Raw genomic sequence first — 17,354 nt, forward strand, 5'->3', positions numbered from 1 at the left:
GCCGCGTCAGTTCTCCTCGGCCAGCCACGGGTAGCGGGCCGTGTCCTGCCCGGCGTAGTCCGGGTCGAGGTAGATGAAGCAGCGGTGGATCTTCCAGTCCCGGATCTCGAACACGTCGCACCACCGGCCGGCCGCCCAGTCGGGCACGCCGGCGCGCCACGGGCCGTCGCGGTGCTCACCGTGGCTGGTGCCTTCGACGACGACGAGGTCGCTGCCGGAGAAGATCCAGTTCAGCTCGGAGTAGTGGTGCTTGATGGCCTTCAGAGTGCCGGCTCATCGGTCATGATCTGGGTGCTCAACGCCATTTCGGCTCCTGCCCTCAGGCGGGTCGCCAGGCGCGGTCCACGGCGCCTGAGGCCCGGTACGCGAACGCGATGATCGGGCCGAGCGTAGCGCCGCCGGCCCAGTAAGCGCGGCCCGAAGCCGACGCCACGCAATTGCCGACCCCGAACAAGCCCGGGATGGGCGCACCGAGGTCGTCTGCACCCGGCCGTCCGGGTCGGTCCGCGGGCCGCCCTTGGTGTCGAGGACGCCGCCGGTGACGAGCGCGGCGTAGTACGGACCGGTGTCGCTGATCGGCCACATCGTCGGGTTCTCGCGGTCGGGCTCCTCCTTGACCGGACCGTTGAACACCAGCTGGATCGCGGTCTCGCCGCGGGCGAAGTCTTCGTCCTTGCCGTTCGCGGCGAAGTGGTTGAACCGGTCGATCGTCCGGGGCAGGTTCTCGGCGAAGTCGTCGGCGAGGGTGAAACCACCGGTCTCGGTGGCGTGGGCCGCGAGCCGCTCGCGGATCTTCACGGTGAGCTCGTCGAGCGTCCGCGCCTTGACGACGTGGGAGTCGTCGCTGCCCGGCGGGACGATCAAACGGCCGTATTCCTCGCTGGCGGAATGGTCCTGGCTGCGCTGATCCCACACCTGGACGAGCACCAGGTTCGGGTACTCGCCGGTGGCCGGGTCCCATCGGAAGAACGTCCGTGCGGACTCGTTGTAGGGCAGCTTCTCGTTGGCCACGCGCTCGCCCCGCCGGTTCACGAGGATCATCGAGTCGCCGGCCACCGAGAACATGCCGACCAGGTCGGGCCGCCCGGTCTTCTCCAGCGGCACCGGGCACATCCAGGCGTGGTTCATGGTGGCGAACTGCGGGCCCATCGCCGAGGAGATGCGTACGAAGTCGCCCTCGTTGGTCACCGCCGCGCAGCCCGGGTAGGCGGGGACACCGAGGTAGTCGCGGCGCAGCTCGTCGTCGTGGGAGAAGCCGCCGGTGGCGAACACGACGCCCTTGCGCGCCAGCACCCGCACCGTCTGCCCGGCGGCGGTCGTGGCCTCGACACCGGCGACGCGGACACCGTCCACGACGAGCCGTTGGACCCGGTGTCCCGTGCGCACGTCCACACCGTCGCGCTCGGCGGCCGCGGACATCTGCCCGACCGCCACTTCGCCGCCGTCGGACATCGATTCCCGGGCGCCTTCCGGCACCAGCACGCGCCCCTTCGGAGCCTTGTCCTCCGGCAGTTCCGACCAGTAGTCCGGCACGTCCGGGCAATGCCGGTAGGTGAGCGCGCCGCGCTCGGCCAGCAGCTCGGCGGCGGGGCCGGCGCTGTCGTAGAACGCGCGGGCCATCGAGGCTTCCCAGTCGGTGAGGCCGGCCGTCGGGCTCGCCGGGTCGAACCGGGTCGGCTGGGACAGGCGCGCGACGTAGCGGAGGAAGTCCTCGAACCGGTCCTCGACGCCGAGCGCGCGCATCGGCTCGTTGTTCGGCACCCAGTACCAGAAGGCGGCCTTCTTGACCGTGCCGCCGAGTTCCGGTGCCTTCTCCAGCAGGACCACCTCGTTGCCCAGCCACCGGCTGAACAGCGCGGTGGGCAGGCCGGCGCCTCCGCCGCCGACCACGACCACGTCGGCTTCGACGTCCGCGGACGTGAGGGTCGCGGGCCGGGCGCTCTCTCGCGGGGCGACTGAATCCTTCGTCATGCACACACCTTGCGGTTTCCCCGCGCGGCGCGGGTGTCTCACAATGAGACAGCCGTGGCGCCCGGCCGGTGGCCCATGATGGGTGCGCCGGGGGTTTCGGTCCGTGAACACAATGGAGTGACAACGGATGGGCTACGAGATCGACACACGCGACGGGCTGGCCCGCCTGCGCCACGCCAGGGAAGTCTTCCTGACCGAGCGGCGGCTGCCGGAAGACCTGCCCGCCTGGTTGTCCGCCGCCTGGCGCCGCTCGAGTTTCGCCGAGCTCGACGTCACGCGTGCCTACGTGCCGGAAGTGCCGGTGTCGCTGGAGACCCCGTTGGTCCGCGCCGCGACCCCGGTTCTGTCCGAATTGGCCGGTGACCTCGTCGGGCTCGGCGCCGCGGTGGTGCTCAGCGACGGCCACGCGCGGGTCGTCGGCTGCTGGGCCGACGAGGAGGCGGTGGGCGCCCACCTCGCCCGCATCGACACCCGGCTGGGTGCGGACCTGTCGGAGCGCTCCACCGGGACCAACGGGATCAGCCACGTCCTGGACACGGGCGGACCGGTCGTGGTCGGGGGACCGGAGCACATTTTCGAGCTGTACCAGAGCACGGTGTGCGTCGGCGCCCCGGTGACCGACCCGGTCACGCGGAAGGTCAGCGGCGCGGTGGCGGTGGTGTGCGAGCTCGACGTGCCGTTGCGGGTGCTGCACGCGCTCGCGACCACGGCGACCGGCGCGATCGAGCGGGAGCTGCTGCACGCCGCGTCGGCGCACGAACACCGTCTGCTCGAGGCCTACCTGCGGGCCGGTCCCGGCCGGTACCCGATCGCTGTGTTGGACGGCCGCACCAGGCTCGTCAGCGACGGCGCCGCCGCGCTGCTGCGAGCCCGCGACATCGAAACGCTGGAGTCCTGTGCGGTCGAGGCGGCGCGCGACGGCGGGCCGACCACGACCGAACTGATCCTCGACGACGGTGTGAAGGTCCGGCTCCGGCCCGCACTGCCGGACGACAGCCGGGGTTTGCTCGTGGTCGTCGAGCCACCGCGGCCGCGGCCGGGACGCCGACGCGCCCGGCTTTCCCTCTTCGCCGACGCCGGGCTGGCGGGTACCTCGCCGGCCTGGCGTTCGCTCGAGCGGTCAGTGGCGCGGGCGGCCACCCGGCCGGTGCTCCTGCTGGGCGAGCCGGGTGTGGGCAAGACCGTCGTTGCGCGAGCGGCGCTCGGTGATCCCGTCGTCCTCGAGGCCGCCGACGACGAGGGCTGGCTGGCGGAAGTCGCGGACGCGCTGGCGGCGCCGGCAGTGCTGCTGCGCCACGTCGAGCGCCTGCCGTCGAGCCGGGCCGCGCGCCTCGCCGCCCTCCTGACCGCCGGGCATCCCGCGCGGGTGATCGCGACACTCACGACCGGCACCGGGCCGGACAACTCGGACGTGCTGCGCACCGAATGGTCGCCGATCGAGATCCTGGTGCCCAGCCTGCGCGAGCGAACGGCGGACATCCCGGAGCTCGCGCAGCGGTTCGGCCGCGGCACGCACTTCACCCAGGACGCGCGGTCGACGCTGCAGCGCCACGACTGGCCCGGCAACCTCGTCGAGCTGAAGGCCGTGGTCGCGGCGGCGCAAGCGGAGGCCGCCGGGCCGACCGTCAGCGCACGCCATCTGCCGGGGCGCCTGCGCTCCGCACCGGCGCACCCGCGCCTGACGGAGCTGGAGAAAGCCGAACGCCTGGCCATCTCCGACGCGTTGCGCACCGCGAACGGCAATCGCATGCGGGCGGCCGCGCTGCTCGGGATCGGCCGCGCGACGCTGTACCGCAAGCTGCGGCGCTACGGTTTGGAGTGAGCGGGCTTGGAGTGAACGGGCCGGGCTCAGGTGATCCGCGTGTAGTGCATTTCGAAGTCGTGCTTCCAGTCCTCGTCCGGCATTGCCATCTCCCACGCGCCGTCGATGCGGTTGCCGTCCGCGCTGAAGGTGCCGGTGAAGCGCTGGCGGAAGTGCAGGGGCGAGAAGTCGGCGGCTTCGCGCAGCAGCGTCCACACGCCGTCGCGGAAGGTCATCGCGTAGAGGCGGCTGACGCCGCGGGCGTCGTAGTAGTGCTGGGTGAACGTGCCGTCCTCGTGGGCGGCCACGACGGAGTAGCTGTCCGGGGCCTCGGGCAGGGGGACTTCGGTGCGCTGCGTGAGGTAGCGGCCGTCGAGGATCCGTTCGAAGACACACCGGGCGACGGGTGGGGGCTGGTCCGCGGGCGCGTGGGGGAACCGGACGCTGACCGTCCACTCGCCGAGGAAGGGGTCCAGGTCGTCGGAGCTCACGCGGCGCCTCCAGAGTCAGCCGGTGCGGTCGCCGAAGGATTCCAGGAGCACGCGCAGGGCGTCGGCGAGGGCGGCCTGCGCGGGCGGGTCGAGGGCGTCGAGCACCCGGTGCTCCGTGTCGAGGTGGTCGGGCAGGGCCCGGTCGATCAGATCCCGGCCCTCGACGGTGAGGGCGACGACGATGCCGCGGCCGTCGGTTTCGCTGCGGCTGCGGGCGATCAGGCCGCGGTCTTCGAGCCGGTCGAGCCGTTGCGTCACGGCGCCGGAGGTGACCATGGCCGTGCGCATGAGCTCGGTCGGCGTCAAGCGGTGGGGCGGGTCGCTGCGGCGCAGCGTGGCGAGCACGTCGAACGACGCCGCGTCGAGGCGGTGCTTGGCGAACGTGCGGGCCAGTTCGGTGTCGATCAGGCGTGACACCCGCTTCAGACGGCCGATCACGGCCATCGGGGACACGTCGAGGTCCGGGCGCTGCGCAGCCCACTGCGCGAGCACGGAGTCCACGTGGTCGGCCATGACGTCAGCCTAATGGGTGGCTTAGCCGTGAGGTACGTCAGCGATCTGTCGAAGTTGCTTAGTGGTGAGCTACTTTGGCCGGGTGGCCGACGTCGAGACCAGTGCCGACACGATTCGCGGCTCCGGCGAGGGGATCCCGGACCGTGAAAAAATCTTGGTGCCCGGTATCGTCCGCGCGGTGGCGGAGGCTCTGGTGCGGCGGCGCGGGTTCGCGGTGGTGCTCCTCGTGCTCGCGGTGGCCGCGTCGGCCTGCGCGGCTTCGGACGCGGCGATCGGGCGGCTGGGCGAGGTCGTGCGCACGGCGTCGGGCCCGGTCCTCGGCACGGTGACTCCGGATCACCGTGTGTTCCAAGGGATTCCGTACGCGGCGCCACCGGTCGGCGAGCGCCGCTGGCAGCCACCGGCCCCGCCCGCGTCCTGGACCGCCGAGCGCGACGCCACGGCCCCCGGTCCACGCTGCCCGCAGGGCACCGCGGCCGGCACGAACGAGGACTGCCTGTACCTCAACGTCTGGACGCCGCCCGTTTCGACGACGAAACGCCCCGTGCTCGTGTGGATCCACGGCGGCGCCTTCCTCGACGGCGGCGGTGACGGCTACGACGCCACCCGGCTGGTCGTGCGCGGCGGCGCGGTCGTCGTCACGATCAACTACCGCTTGGGAGCGCTGGGTTTCCTCGCCGACCCGGCCCTGGGCGCGCAGCCCGGCAACTACGGTTTCCTCGACCAGCAACAGGTCCTGCGCTGGGTCCACGACAACATCGCGGCCTTCGGCGGCGACCCCGACGCCGTGACCATCGCCGGCGAGTCCGCGGGCGGCATGTCGGTGTGCGACCACCTCGTCGCCCCCGGTTCCCGCGGCCTCTTCCGCGCGGCGATCGTCCAAAGCGCCCCGTGCCAGGCGCAGGCCACCCTCGCGGCGGCCGGAAAGTCCAGTGTGGACTATTCGACGGCCCACGGCTGCCCGGACCGCGCCACGGCCGCCGCCTGCCTGCGCGCGCTGCCGGTGGCGAAGTTGGCCACCGCCCCCGTCTACTACTCGCTGGCCGGCATCGAGATTCCCGGCCCGGTCACCGGCGGCACGGTCCTGCCGGCCGACCCGGTCACAGCCGTCCGGCACGGCTCCGCCGCCCCCGTGCCGGTGCTCATGGGCACGACCCACGACGAGTTCACCTACTTCCTCGCCCAGCAGCTCGCGGCCGGTGCCCCGCCCATCACCCCGGCCGGCTACCCCGCCGCCCTCGCGCGCTACTTCCCCGACGCGACGGCCGTCGCGGCCGAATACCCACCGTCCTCCTTCGGCGGCAACGCTTCCCGCGCCTACGCGGCGGCCGTCACGGACTCGTCCTTCTCCTGCGTGGCCGACCAGCTGTCGCGCTCCCTGCCGTCGGTCTGGCGCTACGACTTCACCGACGCCACCTCCCCGGCCGCCACCGGCGTCCCGGCCCCCTTCCCGCTCGGCGCGGCGCACACGTTCGAACTCCCGTACCTGTTCGACCTCGACGGCCACCCGGCCGCCCTCACCCCGGCGCAGAAGTCCCTGTCCGACCAGATGGTCGACGCTTGGGCGGCCTTTGTCCACGGCAGCCCGCTGTCGTCTTGGCCGGCCGGCTCGGTCGTCTCGCTCGCGGCCGACGGTCTCCACCCGGACCCCGGCTTCGCCGCCGACCACCACTGCACGTTCTGGCATCGGAACACCCCGTGACTCCCTGACGCATCTGCTCTGCGACGCGCGGGTGTTTTCCGGTGTCGTTGCACGTTCGGCCCCGTGTCGCGCTCCTACTGTCGAACGGCTTGCGCAGGGGAGGGAGAGCGATGCCGGGTGAGCGATCGTGCCGATTTCGACGACTTCTTCCGCGCTGACTTCCCGCTCCTCGTCGGCTTCCTGCGCAAGCACGGCCACGACCGGGCCACCGCCGAGGACGCCGCCCAGGAGGCCATGACGAAGGCGTTGGCTTTGTGGGACGGCATCACGCACCGGAAAGCCTGGGTGCGCAAGGCCGGCTTGCGGATCGCCAACGAGCACCGCCGGCGGCAGGAGCGAGAGGACTGGACCCCGCAAGAAGATCCGGCTGCCGCTGCGAACGGCTCGGCCGGGTACGAGGAGCGCGAGCTGATCGTGCAGGCGCTGAGCCGGCTCCCGTCGCGGCAGCGCGAAGTGCTGGCCTGGTACATCGACGGCTACTCGACCGAGGAGATCGCCGCGCTGCTGTCCACGCGGGTGAGCACGGTCCGGTCCAACCTGCGCCACGCGCGCAAGCGGCTCGACGACCTCCACGCGCAACTGCGGGAAACGGAAGGAGGAGACCACGATGACTGACCGGAAGTACGTACCCGGCTGGCTGGCCGCCGCGGACAGCGCCTTCACCGGCGCCCTGCGGGAGGAGCTGGAACTCGACAAGATGCTGGCTCAGGTCAAGAACCGGGTGATGAGCCAGGACCTGGCCTCCGACTCCACCTCGGCCCGCATCGTGCCCGCGGGCCTCGACGTCGTCGCCGAGGCCGCGAAGGGCGACCGTGAGGCGATCGTCCAGCTCCTGCTGACCGTGCGGCCGCTGGTCGTGCGGTATTGCCGGGCCCGGATCGGGCGGCAGCACGGCGGATTCGCGCGTGCGGACGACCTCGCGCAGGAGGTCTGTCTCGAAATACTCAGGGCGCTGCCCGGTCACCGCGTCGATGACCTGGCGTTTCTCGCTCTCGTGTACGGAATCGCCCAGCAGAAGGTCGCCGACGCGCGCCGCGGTGCCAGGCTGGTCGTCGAGCGGCAGGCGCTGGACGAGCGCATGACCGACCTCATGCGGGTCCTGCCCGACCGGCAGCGCGAGATCCTCGTCCTGCGCGTGATCATCGGCCTGTCCGCCGAGGAGACCGCCGAGGCGCTGGGCCTCACCGCAGGCGCTGTCCGCGTGCAGCAGCACCGGGCGCTCACCCGGTTGCGCAAGGAGCTCAACCCCGGCTGAGGCACCATGACCCCATGACCGTCACCGCCGCGGACCTCGGCCGAGCGCTGGAAAGCGTCGAAAACACGCTTCGCCCCACGGTCACCCAGGACTGGACCCGCACAGCCGGCGAGCTCGACTGGGACTGCCGCCAGACCGCGGAGCACGTCGGGGACGTGCTGATGTCCTACGCCGCCCAGGTGGTCAGCGCGCCGCAAGACCACTACGTGCGCTTCCTCGCGAAGGCCGATGAAGGCGCCACGCCCCAGGAACTCCTGGAGCTTGCCCTCACCGGCGCCCGCCTCCTTCAAGCGGCCGTCAGCACGAGCGCGGAAGACACCCGGGCCTACCACCCCACCGGCCGCGCCGATCCGGCCGGCTTCGCCGCCATGGGCTGCGCCGAACTCCTGCTGCACGGCGAAGACCTGGCCACCGGACTCGGCACCGAGCTCGACCCGCCCCGCGAGGTCTGCGCGAACGTCGTCGCGCGGCTGTTCCCCGGTGAGGCCCCGGCGTCCGACCCGTGGGACGGCCTCCGCTGGTGCGCGGGCCGGATCGCGTTGCCGGGCAGGTCACGGCGGACGGAGTGGAAGTGGCGGGGTGCGCCGCTCGGTGACTGACCGTCCCGGAGTGTGAACGGCGGCTGCCTGTAACAGGGGGATCCGGTAGTCTCGACTACCAAGGTCGAGAGGCGCTGCAACGGACCACGTGAGTCCGCCACGCTCGGCCGGCTCCACTGTGAACCGAAGGGCGCCTCCGTGACTACGACGGAGGTGGCATGACCCAGCAGCGCATGACCCAGCAGCGCAGGACTAAAAGCGTGCGGGACCTGCTCGACCAGCGCATCGCTGTGCTCGACGGCGCGTGGGGCACGATGCTGCAGGGCGCCGGTCTGACCCCCGAGGACTACCGCGACGAGTGGCTCGAGGGACACCCCAAGGACGTCACCGGCGACCCGGACCTGCTGAACCTGACCCGGCCCGACGTGATCCTCGACGTCCACCGCCAGTACCTGGCCGCGGGCGCGGACATCACGACCACCAACACCTTCACCGCCACCAGCATCGGCCAGGCCGACTACGGCCTGCAGGACCACGTGCGCGAGATGAACCTGCGCGCGGCCGCGCTGGCGCGCCAGGCGGCCGACGAGTTCGGCGGCCGCTTCGTGGCCGGCTCCATCGGCCCGCTGAACGTCACGCTTTCCCTCTCGCCGCGCGTCGAGGACCCGGCGTTCCGTGCGGTGACCTTCGACGAGGTCAAGGCGTCCTACGCCGAGCAGATCCAGGCGCTCGCCGACGGCGGTGTCGACCTGCTGCTCATCGAGACGATCTTCGACACCCTCAACGCCAAGGCCGCCATCACGGCCGCGCGCGAGGTCGCACCGCACCTGCCGCTGTGGATCTCCGTGACGATCGTGGACCTGTCGGGCCGCACGCTGTCCGGGCAGACGGTGGAGGCGTTCTGGAGCTCCGTCGCCCACGCGGAACCGCTGGTCGTCGGCGTGAACTGCTCGCTGGGTGCCGCGGAGATGCGCCCGCACGTGGAGGAGCTGGCGAAGATCGCGGGCACCTACACCGCGTGCCACCCCAACGCCGGCCTGCCCAACGCGTTCGGCGGCTACGACCAGACGCCCGCCGAGACCGGCGGCATGCTCGGCGAGTTCGCGGGCGAGGGCATGGTCAACATCGTCGGCGGCTGCTGCGGCACCACGCCCGCGCACATCGCGAAGATCGCCGAAGCCGTGCAGGGCCTGGCACCGCGCGAGGTGCCCGAGCCGGCGCACCGCTCGCGCTTCAGCGGGCTGGAGCCGTTCACGATCGGCGAGGACACCGGGTTCGTGATGATCGGCGAGCGCACCAACGTCACGGGGTCCGCGAAATTCCGCCGCCTCATCGAGGGCGACAACCACCAGGCGGCCGTGGACGTCGCGCTGGAGCAGGTGCGCGGCGGCGCCAACCTGCTCGACGTGAACATGGACGCCGACCTGCTCGACTCCGTGCAGGCGATGACCACGTTCCTCAACCTCATCGCCACCGAGCCCGAGGTCGCGCGCATCCCGGTGATGATCGACAGCTCGCGCTGGAGCGTGCTCGAAGCCGGCCTGCGGTGCGTGCAGGGCAAGGGCGTGGTCAACTCCATCAGCCTCAAGGAGGGCGAGGGCCCGTTCCTGGAGCAGGCCCGCCGCATCCGCGACTACGGCGCCGGTGTCGTCGTGATGGCCTTCGACGAGAAGGGCCAGGCTGACACCGCACAGCGCAAGGTGGACATCTGCGCCCGCGCCTACGACCTGCTCACGCAGCAGGCCGGCTTCGCGGGCGAGGACATCATCTTCGACCCGAACGTGCTGGCCGTCGCCACCGGCATCAGCGAGCACAACGGCTACGCCAAGGCCTTCATCGAGGCCCTGCCCCGGATCAAGGAGCGCTGCCCCGGCGCGCACACGTCCGGCGGCATCTCGAACCTGTCGTTCTCCTTCCGCGGCAACGACGTGGTGCGCGAGGCGATGCACTCGGCGTTCCTGTTCCACGCCGTGCGCGCCGGGCTCGACATGGGCATCGTCAACGCGGGTCAGCTCGCCGTCTACCAGGACATCCCGAAGGACCTGCTGGAGCTCGTCGAGGACGTGCTCTTCGACCGCCGTGAGGACGCGACCGACCGGCTCGTCGAGTTCGCCGAGACGGTGAAGGGCAGCGGTACCAAGCGAACTGTCGACCTGTCTTGGCGTGAGGGCCCGGTCGGCGCGCGGCTTTCGCACGCGCTGGTGCACGGCATCGTCGACTTCATCGAGGCCGACACCGAAGAGGCGCGTCAGCAGTTCGACCGGCCGCTCGAGGTGATCGAGGGCCCGCTGATGGACGGCATGAAGATCGTCGGTGACCTGTTCGGCTCCGGCAAGATGTTCCTGCCGCAGGTCGTGAAGAGCGCCCGCGTGATGAAGCGGTCGGTGGCCTACCTGGAGCCGTACATGGAGGCGGAGAAGGAGAAGATGCGCCTCGAAGGCCGCATCGAGACCTCCCGCGGCCAGGGGAAGGTCGTGCTCGCCACGGTGAAGGGCGACGTGCACGACATCGGCAAGAACATCGTCGGCGTGGTGCTGGGCTGCAACAACTACGAGGTGATCGACCTCGGCGTGATGGTCCCCGCCGCGCGGATCCTCGACACGGCGGTGGCCGAGAGCGCCGACGTGATCGGGCTGTCCGGGCTGATCACGCCGTCGCTCGACGAGATGGTCAGCGTGGCCACTGAAATGCAGCGGCGCGGGCTGAAGCTGCCGCTGCTCATCGGCGGCGCCACCACGTCGAAGCAGCACACGGCCGTGAAGATCGCGCCGGTCTACGACCACTCCACCCTGCACGTGCTCGACGCGTCGCGCGTGGTCGGCGTGGTGTCCGACCTGCTCGACACGGAGCGTTCCGACGTGCTCGACGTCGCCAACCGCGCGGAGCAGCAGCGGCTGCGCGAACAGCACGAGAACCGCCACGCGACGCCGTTGCTCACCGTCGGGCAGGCCCGCGCCAACCGCGAGCAGGTGTCGTTCGACGACGTGCCCGTGCCGGAGTTCACGGGCGTGCGCGTGGTCGAGCCGACGATCGCCGAGCTGCGCGAGATGGTCGACTGGCAGTTCCTGTTCCTGGCCTGGGAGCTCAAGGGCAAGTACCCGGCGATCCTGGAGCAGCCCGTCGCGCGCGAGCTCTTCGACGACGCCAACACGCTGCTCGACGAGATCATCGCCAACGGCTCGTTCACCGCCCGCGGCTCGTACGGCTACTGGCCGGCGCACTCCGAGGGCGACGACATCCTGCTCGACGGCGAGTACGCCGGCCGCGGTTTCCCCATGCTGCGCCAGCAGACGAAGAAGCCCGAAGGTCGCGCCAACCGCTGCCTGTCCGACTACATCGCGCCGTCCGGCGACCACCTCGGCGGCTTCGCCGTGGCCATCCACGGCGCCGAGGATCTGGCGCACCACTACGAAGCCGAGCACGACGACTACCGCGCCATCATGGTCAAGGCTCTGGCCGACCGCCTGGCCGAGGCCTTCGCCGAGTTCATCCACCTGGAGGCGCGCCGCCGCTGGTTCGAGCCCGACGCGCAGCCCAAGCTGGAGGACCTGCACGCCGAACGCTTCCGCGGCATCCGCCCGGCGCTGGGTTACCCCGCGAGCCCTGACCACAGCGAGAAGAAGGAGCTCTTCGACCTGCTCGGCGCCCGCGAGCTCGGTATCGACCTCACCGAGTCGTACGCGATGACTCCGGCCGCCGCCGTCAGCGGCCTGATCTTCGCGCACCCCGAGTCCCGCTACTTCACCGTCGGGCGCCTCGGCCGCGACCAGGTCGAGGACTACGCCCGCCGGCGTGGCCTGGACCTGGACGAGGTGGAGCGCTGGCTGCGGCCGAACCTGGCCTACTGATCCGGAAGCACGGCCGGCGTGGGTCACACCACGTCGGCTGTGTCCGGTTCCGGTAGTCGATCGGGCACGAACGGGACGAAACGATCTGGCCCGGCGGCTCGAAAGGCCGCCCGGACCTGCGCAAAGGCGGTGCTGCGGCTACGTTCTCCCCGTGCGTGGATTGAGTGCGGTGAGGTTCGGCGCGCTGGCGCTGCTCGTGGTGGTTGCGGCGGGTGCGGTGGTGCTGGCGGCCGGCAACGCGTGGTGGTGGTTCCTCGCCGGGCCGCTGCTGGTGCCGACGGTGGTCGGCGTGTACGACCTGCTGCAGACGAAGCATTCCGTGCTGCGCAACTACCCCGTGCTCGGCCACGCGCGGTTTCTGCTGGAGGCCATCCGCCCGGAGTTGCAGCAGTACTTCATCGAGCGCAACTTCGACGGGCGCCCGTACGACCGCAGCGTGCGCAGCATCGTCTACCAGCGCGCGAAGGGCACCGACGCGGAGGAGCCGTTCGGCACCGAGCGCGACGTGTACGCCGACGGCTACGAGTTTCTCGTGCCCTCCATGGCGCCGGTCAAGCAGGCGGAGACGCCGCCGCGCGTGCGGATCGGCGGGCCGGATTGCACGAAGCCCTACGACATGGCGTTGCTGAACGTCTCCGCGATGAGTTTCGGCAGCCTGTCGGCCAACGCGATCCTCGCGCTCAACAAAGGCGCCGCGCTCGGCGGGTTCGCGCATGACACGGGCGAGGGCGGGCTGTCCGAGTACCACCTGCGCGGCGGCGGAGACCTGATCTGGGAGGTCGGCACCGGCTACTTCGGCTGCCGCACCTCCGACGGCGACTTCGACGCCGCCGAGTTCTCCGACAAAGCGCAGCACGACGCCGTGAAGTGCGTGTCGCTCAAGCTTTCCCAGGGTGCGAAGCCCGGGATCGGCGGGGTGCTGCCGGGGTCGAAGGTCAACGCCGAGATCGCCCGGGTGCGCGACGTCCCGATCGGGCAGACCGTGATTTCCCCGCCGTACCACCGCGTTTTCTCCACCCCGCGCGAGCTGGTGCACTTCGTCGCGCGCATGCGTGAGCTCGCGGACGGCAAGCCCACCGGCTTCAAGCTGTGCGTCGGCTCGCGGCGGCAGGTGCTGGCGCTGTGCAAGGCGATGGCGGACGAAGAGGTCACGCCCGACTTCATCATCGTCGACGGTTCCGAGGGTGGCACCGGCGCCGCGCCGCTGGAGTTCGCCGACCACCTCGGCACGCCGCTCACCGAAGGGCTCATCACCGTCCACAACGCACTCGTCGGCACCGGCCTGCGCGACCGCATCCGCTTGGGCGCCAGCGGAAAGGTCGCCACGGGCGCCGATCTGGTGAAGCGCCTGGTCCAAGGCGCCGACTACACCAACGCCGCGCGGGCGATGATGTTCGCCGTCGGGTGCATCCAGTCGCAGCGCTGCCACACCAACAAGTGCCCGGTCGGCGTCGCCACGCAGGACCCGCGGCGCGGGCGCGCGCTCGACGTCGGGGACAAGTCGCAGCGGGTTCAGCGCTACCAGCACTCGACAGTCGCCGGTGCCCTGCAGATCATGGCCGCGATGGGCGTGTCCGACCCGGCCGACCTCGCGCCGCACCAGCTGCGCCGCCGCCTCGACCCGCACGTGGTGCGGTCCTACGCCGAGCTGTACGACTGGCTGGAGCCGGGGCAGCTGCTCGCCGAGCCGCCCGAGGAGTGGGCCGTCGACTGGAAGGCTGCGGACCCCGACCGGTTCACCGTGTAGCGGGACGCTCCGGTATGTCCGGCATAGGCCGCACGCTGCGGCCGGGCTAGGGTGAGCGGAGGTTGAAAAGGCAGCCTTCGAGCCCCGGTGTGGATTCGTCCGCGCCAGGGCTCTCCTTCGTGTCGCCTCGAATCGCGCGCGGGTGGTATCGGGACGGCACGGTTCTCGAAAGGCTGGTTGCTCTGTCCAACAGGGAATTGCCGGACACCATGGAGCGGGACACCTCACCGGTGCTCCCGCCGGCCGTTCCGGCCACGCCGGGTTCGCGGTTGCGCGTCCTCCTGATCGAGGACGACGACGGCGACGCCCTGATCGTGGAAGAGCTGCTCGCCGACGCCGCGGTGCCGGCCACTCTCGCCCGCGCGCGGACGCTGGCCGAAGCCCTCGCCGGCCCGGTCGTCGCCGACTGCATCCTGCTCGACCTCCAGCTCCCCGACGCCATGGGTCTCACCGGGCTCACGCGGGTGCGCCAGCACGCGCCCGGCACCGCAGTGGTGGTGCTGACCGGGCAGAACGACGAGACCACCGGGGTCGCCGCCGTCGCCGCTGGCGCCCAGGACTACCTCGGCAAGAACCAGGTCGACGGCCCGCTGCTGGGTAAGGCGCTGCGCTACGCGTGGGAGCGCAAGCGCACCGAGCAGGTGGAGCAGCAACTACTGCAGCAACAGCTGCTGGCCAGCGAGAACTCGCGTCTGGAACGCGGCCTGCTGCCCACCCCGCTGCTCGCCGACCCGCGCCTGGAGCTGGCGTCGAAGTACCGTCCGGGCCGCAACGGCTCACTGCTGGGGGGCGACTTCTACGACGCCGTGGAGCTCACCGACGGCACCGTGCACCTGGTGATCGGCGACGTCTGCGGCCACGGCCCGGACGAAGCCGCCCTCGGCGTCGCGCTGCGCATCGCGTGGCGCGCGCTGGTGCTGGCCGGCATGCCGATGGCCGACGTGCTCGCGACGGTCGAGCGCGTCCTCGTGCACGAGCGGATCCGCCCGCTGTTCGCGACGCTGTGCACGGTCGTCGTCGCCCCCGACCGCCGATCGGCGCGGATGAGCCTCGCCGGCCACCCGCCCCCGCTGCTGATCAGCCGCGACGGCACCGGCCGCCTGCTGTCCGGCGAAAAGCTGGGCGTGCCGCTCGGCGTCGTCCCGGACGCGCGCTGGGACCCGCTGGACGTCGACCTCGAACCCGGCTGGTCGCTCGTGCTCTACACCGACGGCATCTTCGAGGGCCGCGTCGGCGGCGGAGCGGAGCGCCTCGGCCACGAAGAGATGGCGCGGCTGCTCGTCGAGCTCCTCGGCGAGGCCGGCCCGGACACCGGCCACGGCGTGGTGCTCGACCGGCTCATCACCTGTGTCGAGGAGCTCAACGCCGGCCCGCTCGACGACGACGTCGCCCTCACCATGCTCACGTACCTCGAAGATCGTGAAGAGGTCGCGGAGTGAGCCGGTACGTCCGAGCGCAGCCGCACTGGCCGATCCGCCGCTGGGTTTCGGTGGTCGGCCTCGTCGAGGCGGTGCTCCTGCTGGCGGCGGTCGCCGGCGGGGTCCTCGCGGTGGGCAACCTCAACGACGCCCGCAGCCGTCTGCTCGACCAGAGCGGCCCGCAGCTGTTGCAGGCCAACGCGCTTTCGCAGGCGCTGCTGAACCAGGAGACCGGCATCCGCGGGTTCCTGCTCACCGGCCGGCGCGAGTTCCTCGACCCCTACCTGGCGGGCCGCACGCAGCAGGACGACGCCGCGGCCGAGCTGCGCCGCCTCGGTGCGCTGCCCGGCACCCAGGTCGGCGACGACCTCGAGTCCGTGCTGCGCGCCGCCGGCGCGTGGCAGGACGCGGTCACGAAGCCGACGTCACCCGGAGCCCCGCCGCCCGGAGTCGGCGCGGCCGATGCCGGCAAGACGCTGTTCGACCGGGTCCGGGCCACCCTCGGCACGCTCTCGGCGCACGTGTCCGCCGCGCGTGACGTCGGCCGGGCCGACCTCAACGGCGCCGCCAGCCAGCTCACCGTGCTGCTGCTCGTGATCGCCGGGCTCGTGGTGATCCTGTTGGTCCTGCTGTGGGTCTGGCTGCGCCGCGTGATCACGGTGCCGATCATGCGGCTGGCCGCCGAGGTCCGCGCGGTGTCCGCCACCGACGACATCCACCGGCCCGTGCGCGGCACCGGCCCGCGCGAGCTCGTGGAGCTGGGGTCCGACGTCGACGCGATGCGCCTGCGGATCGTGAGCGAGGTCAGCGAGCTGGAGCAGGCGCACGAGCTGCTCGACACTCGCACGCAGGAGCTCGAACGGTCCAATTCGGACCTCGAGCAGTTCGCCTACGTGGCCTCGCACGACCTGCAGGAGCCGCTGCGCAAGGTCGCGAGCTTCTGCCAGCTGCTCGAACGCCGCTACAAAGGCCAGCTCGACGAACGCGGCGAGCAGTACATCGCCTTCGCCGTCGACGGCGCGAAGCGCATGCAGAACCTCATCAACGACCTGCTTTCCTTCTCCCGCGTGGGCCGCCGCGCGGGCGAGATGACCGTGGTGGACACCGGGAAGCTGCTCGACGACGCGCTCGGCAACCTCGAGCCCGTGATCGAGGAGACCGGCGCGCGGATCGAGCGCGACGAGCTGCCCCGGGTCCGGGGCGAAGGGCCGCTGCTCACCGCCGTGCTGCAGAACCTGGTCAACAACGCGCTGAAGTTCCACGGCGAAGTCCCGCCCGTCGTCCGCGTGAGCGCCGAGCGCCAGGGCGACGAGTGGCTGTTCTCCGTGTCCGACAACGGGATCGGCATCGAGGAGCAGTACGCCGAGCGGATCTTCGTGATCTTCCAGCGGCTGCACAGCAAGTCGGCCTACAGCGGGACCGGGATCGGGCTTGCGATGTGCCGCAAGATCGTGGAGTTCCACGGCGGCCGCATCTGGCTCGACACCGAGGTGACCGAAGGCAGCCGCTTCCGCTTCACCTTGCCCGCGCCCGATCCGGCGCCCGAGCAGGAACCAGCGCGGACCGAGCACACCGAGCCCCTGATCGAGACCCGAACCGGGAACGAGGACGCATGACCGAAACCATGGCCCCCATCGACATCCTGCTCGTCGAGGACGACCCGGGCGACGTGTTGATGACGCAGGAGGCGTTCGAGCACCACAAGATCCGCAACGCGCTCTACGTGGTGGCCGACGGGGTGGAGGCCCTGCAGTTCCTGCGCCGCGAGGACCGGTACGCCGACGCGCCGCGCCCGGGCCTGATCCTGCTGGACCTCAACCTGCCCCGCAAGGACGGGCGCGAGGTGCTCGCCGAGGTCAAGGCGACGCCGGAGCTGCGCAGCATCCCGGTCGTCGTGCTGACGACGTCGGAGGCGGAGGAGGACATCCTGCGCAGCTACGACCTGCACGCCAACGCGTACGTGACCAAGCCCGTGGACTTCGACCGGTTCGTGGAGGTCGTGCGCCAGATCGACGACTTCTTCGTCACCGTCGTGAAGCTGCCGCGCTGAGCGCCGGCAGTGGCGCGCG

General features: G+C 71.3%; 14 protein-coding genes. 10 read left to right on the plus strand and 4 right to left on the minus strand.

The window, feature by feature from the left end:
• Positions 1-6 precede the first annotated feature (6 nt).
• Positions 7-147 (minus strand): hypothetical protein, encoded by a 141-nt coding sequence (locus AB0383_RS44495; RefSeq protein WP_366190427.1) that lies wholly within the window; start codon positions 145-147, stop codon positions 7-9.
• A gap of 126 nt (positions 148-273) precedes the next feature.
• Positions 274-1,971: an FAD-dependent oxidoreductase gene (locus AB0383_RS44500; RefSeq protein ID WP_366190428.1), complete on the minus strand. Its 1,698-nt coding sequence runs from the start codon at positions 1,969-1,971 to the stop codon at positions 274-276.
• Positions 1,972-2,098: 127 nt separating this feature from the next.
• Between AB0383_RS44500 and AB0383_RS44505 the strand changes: the two genes are divergently transcribed.
• Positions 2,099-3,793 carry a helix-turn-helix domain-containing protein gene (locus AB0383_RS44505; protein WP_366190429.1) on the plus strand — a complete coding sequence of 565 codons (1,695 nt, stop codon included), beginning with the start codon at positions 2,099-2,101 and terminating at the stop codon, positions 3,791-3,793.
• Between the two features lie 26 nt (positions 3,794-3,819).
• Here the strand turns inward: AB0383_RS44505 and AB0383_RS44510 are convergent, their stop codons facing one another.
• Together AB0383_RS44510 and AB0383_RS44515 are read right to left on the minus strand one after the other, a co-directional pair.
• Positions 3,820-4,263 (minus strand): hypothetical protein, encoded by a 444-nt coding sequence (locus AB0383_RS44510; protein ID WP_366190430.1) that lies wholly within the window; start codon positions 4,261-4,263, stop codon positions 3,820-3,822.
• Between the two features lie 15 nt (positions 4,264-4,278).
• On the minus strand, positions 4,279-4,776 hold the full coding sequence (locus tag AB0383_RS44515; protein WP_364185362.1) for a MarR family transcriptional regulator: 498 nt from the start codon (positions 4,774-4,776) through the stop codon (positions 4,279-4,281).
• Positions 4,777-4,858: 82 nt separating this feature from the next.
• Between AB0383_RS44515 and AB0383_RS44520 the strand changes: the two genes are divergently transcribed.
• From AB0383_RS44520 to AB0383_RS44560, 9 genes are all read left to right on the plus strand, one after another.
• Positions 4,859-6,478 (plus strand): carboxylesterase family protein, encoded by a 1,620-nt coding sequence (locus AB0383_RS44520; protein WP_366190431.1) that lies wholly within the window; start codon positions 4,859-4,861, stop codon positions 6,476-6,478.
• Between the two features lie 117 nt (positions 6,479-6,595).
• Positions 6,596-7,093 (plus strand): sigma-70 family RNA polymerase sigma factor, encoded by a 498-nt coding sequence (locus AB0383_RS44525; protein ID WP_366190432.1) that lies wholly within the window; start codon positions 6,596-6,598, stop codon positions 7,091-7,093.
• 109 nt (positions 7,094-7,202) lie between these two features.
• Positions 7,203-7,733, plus strand: coding sequence for a sigma-70 family RNA polymerase sigma factor (locus AB0383_RS44530; RefSeq protein ID WP_366190478.1), 531 nt, complete (start codon positions 7,203-7,205; stop codon positions 7,731-7,733).
• Between the two features lie 14 nt (positions 7,734-7,747).
• Positions 7,748-8,332: a hypothetical protein gene (locus AB0383_RS44535; protein WP_366190433.1), complete on the plus strand. Its 585-nt coding sequence runs from the start codon at positions 7,748-7,750 to the stop codon at positions 8,330-8,332.
• A 158-nt stretch (positions 8,333-8,490) separates the two neighbouring features.
• A complete protein-coding gene (metH, locus tag AB0383_RS44540; protein WP_366190434.1) occupies positions 8,491-12,120 on the plus strand; it encodes a methionine synthase in 3,630 nt (1,209 codons plus the stop codon).
• Positions 12,121-12,271: 151 nt separating this feature from the next.
• Entirely contained in the window at positions 12,272-13,867 is a 1,596-nt protein-coding gene (locus tag AB0383_RS44545; protein ID WP_366190435.1) for an FMN-binding glutamate synthase family protein, read from the plus strand.
• Between the two features lie 209 nt (positions 13,868-14,076).
• Positions 14,077-15,306 (plus strand): SpoIIE family protein phosphatase, encoded by a 1,230-nt coding sequence (locus AB0383_RS44550; protein ID WP_366190436.1) that lies wholly within the window; start codon positions 14,077-14,079, stop codon positions 15,304-15,306.
• Positions 15,303-16,901, plus strand: a complete 1,599-nt coding sequence (locus AB0383_RS44555; protein ID WP_366190437.1) for an ATP-binding protein — start codon at positions 15,303-15,305, stop codon at positions 16,899-16,901. The genes AB0383_RS44550 and AB0383_RS44555 overlap by 4 nt, the downstream gene beginning before the upstream one ends.
• Positions 16,898-17,335 (plus strand): response regulator, encoded by a 438-nt coding sequence (locus AB0383_RS44560; protein ID WP_220238953.1) that lies wholly within the window; start codon positions 16,898-16,900, stop codon positions 17,333-17,335. The genes AB0383_RS44555 and AB0383_RS44560 overlap by 4 nt, the downstream gene beginning before the upstream one ends.
• Positions 17,336-17,354 lie beyond the last annotated feature (19 nt).

Source organism: Amycolatopsis sp. NPDC051373 (assembly GCF_040689465.1).
In the GTDB taxonomy this organism is placed as follows: Bacteria; Actinomycetota; Actinomycetes; order Mycobacteriales; family Pseudonocardiaceae; genus Amycolatopsis.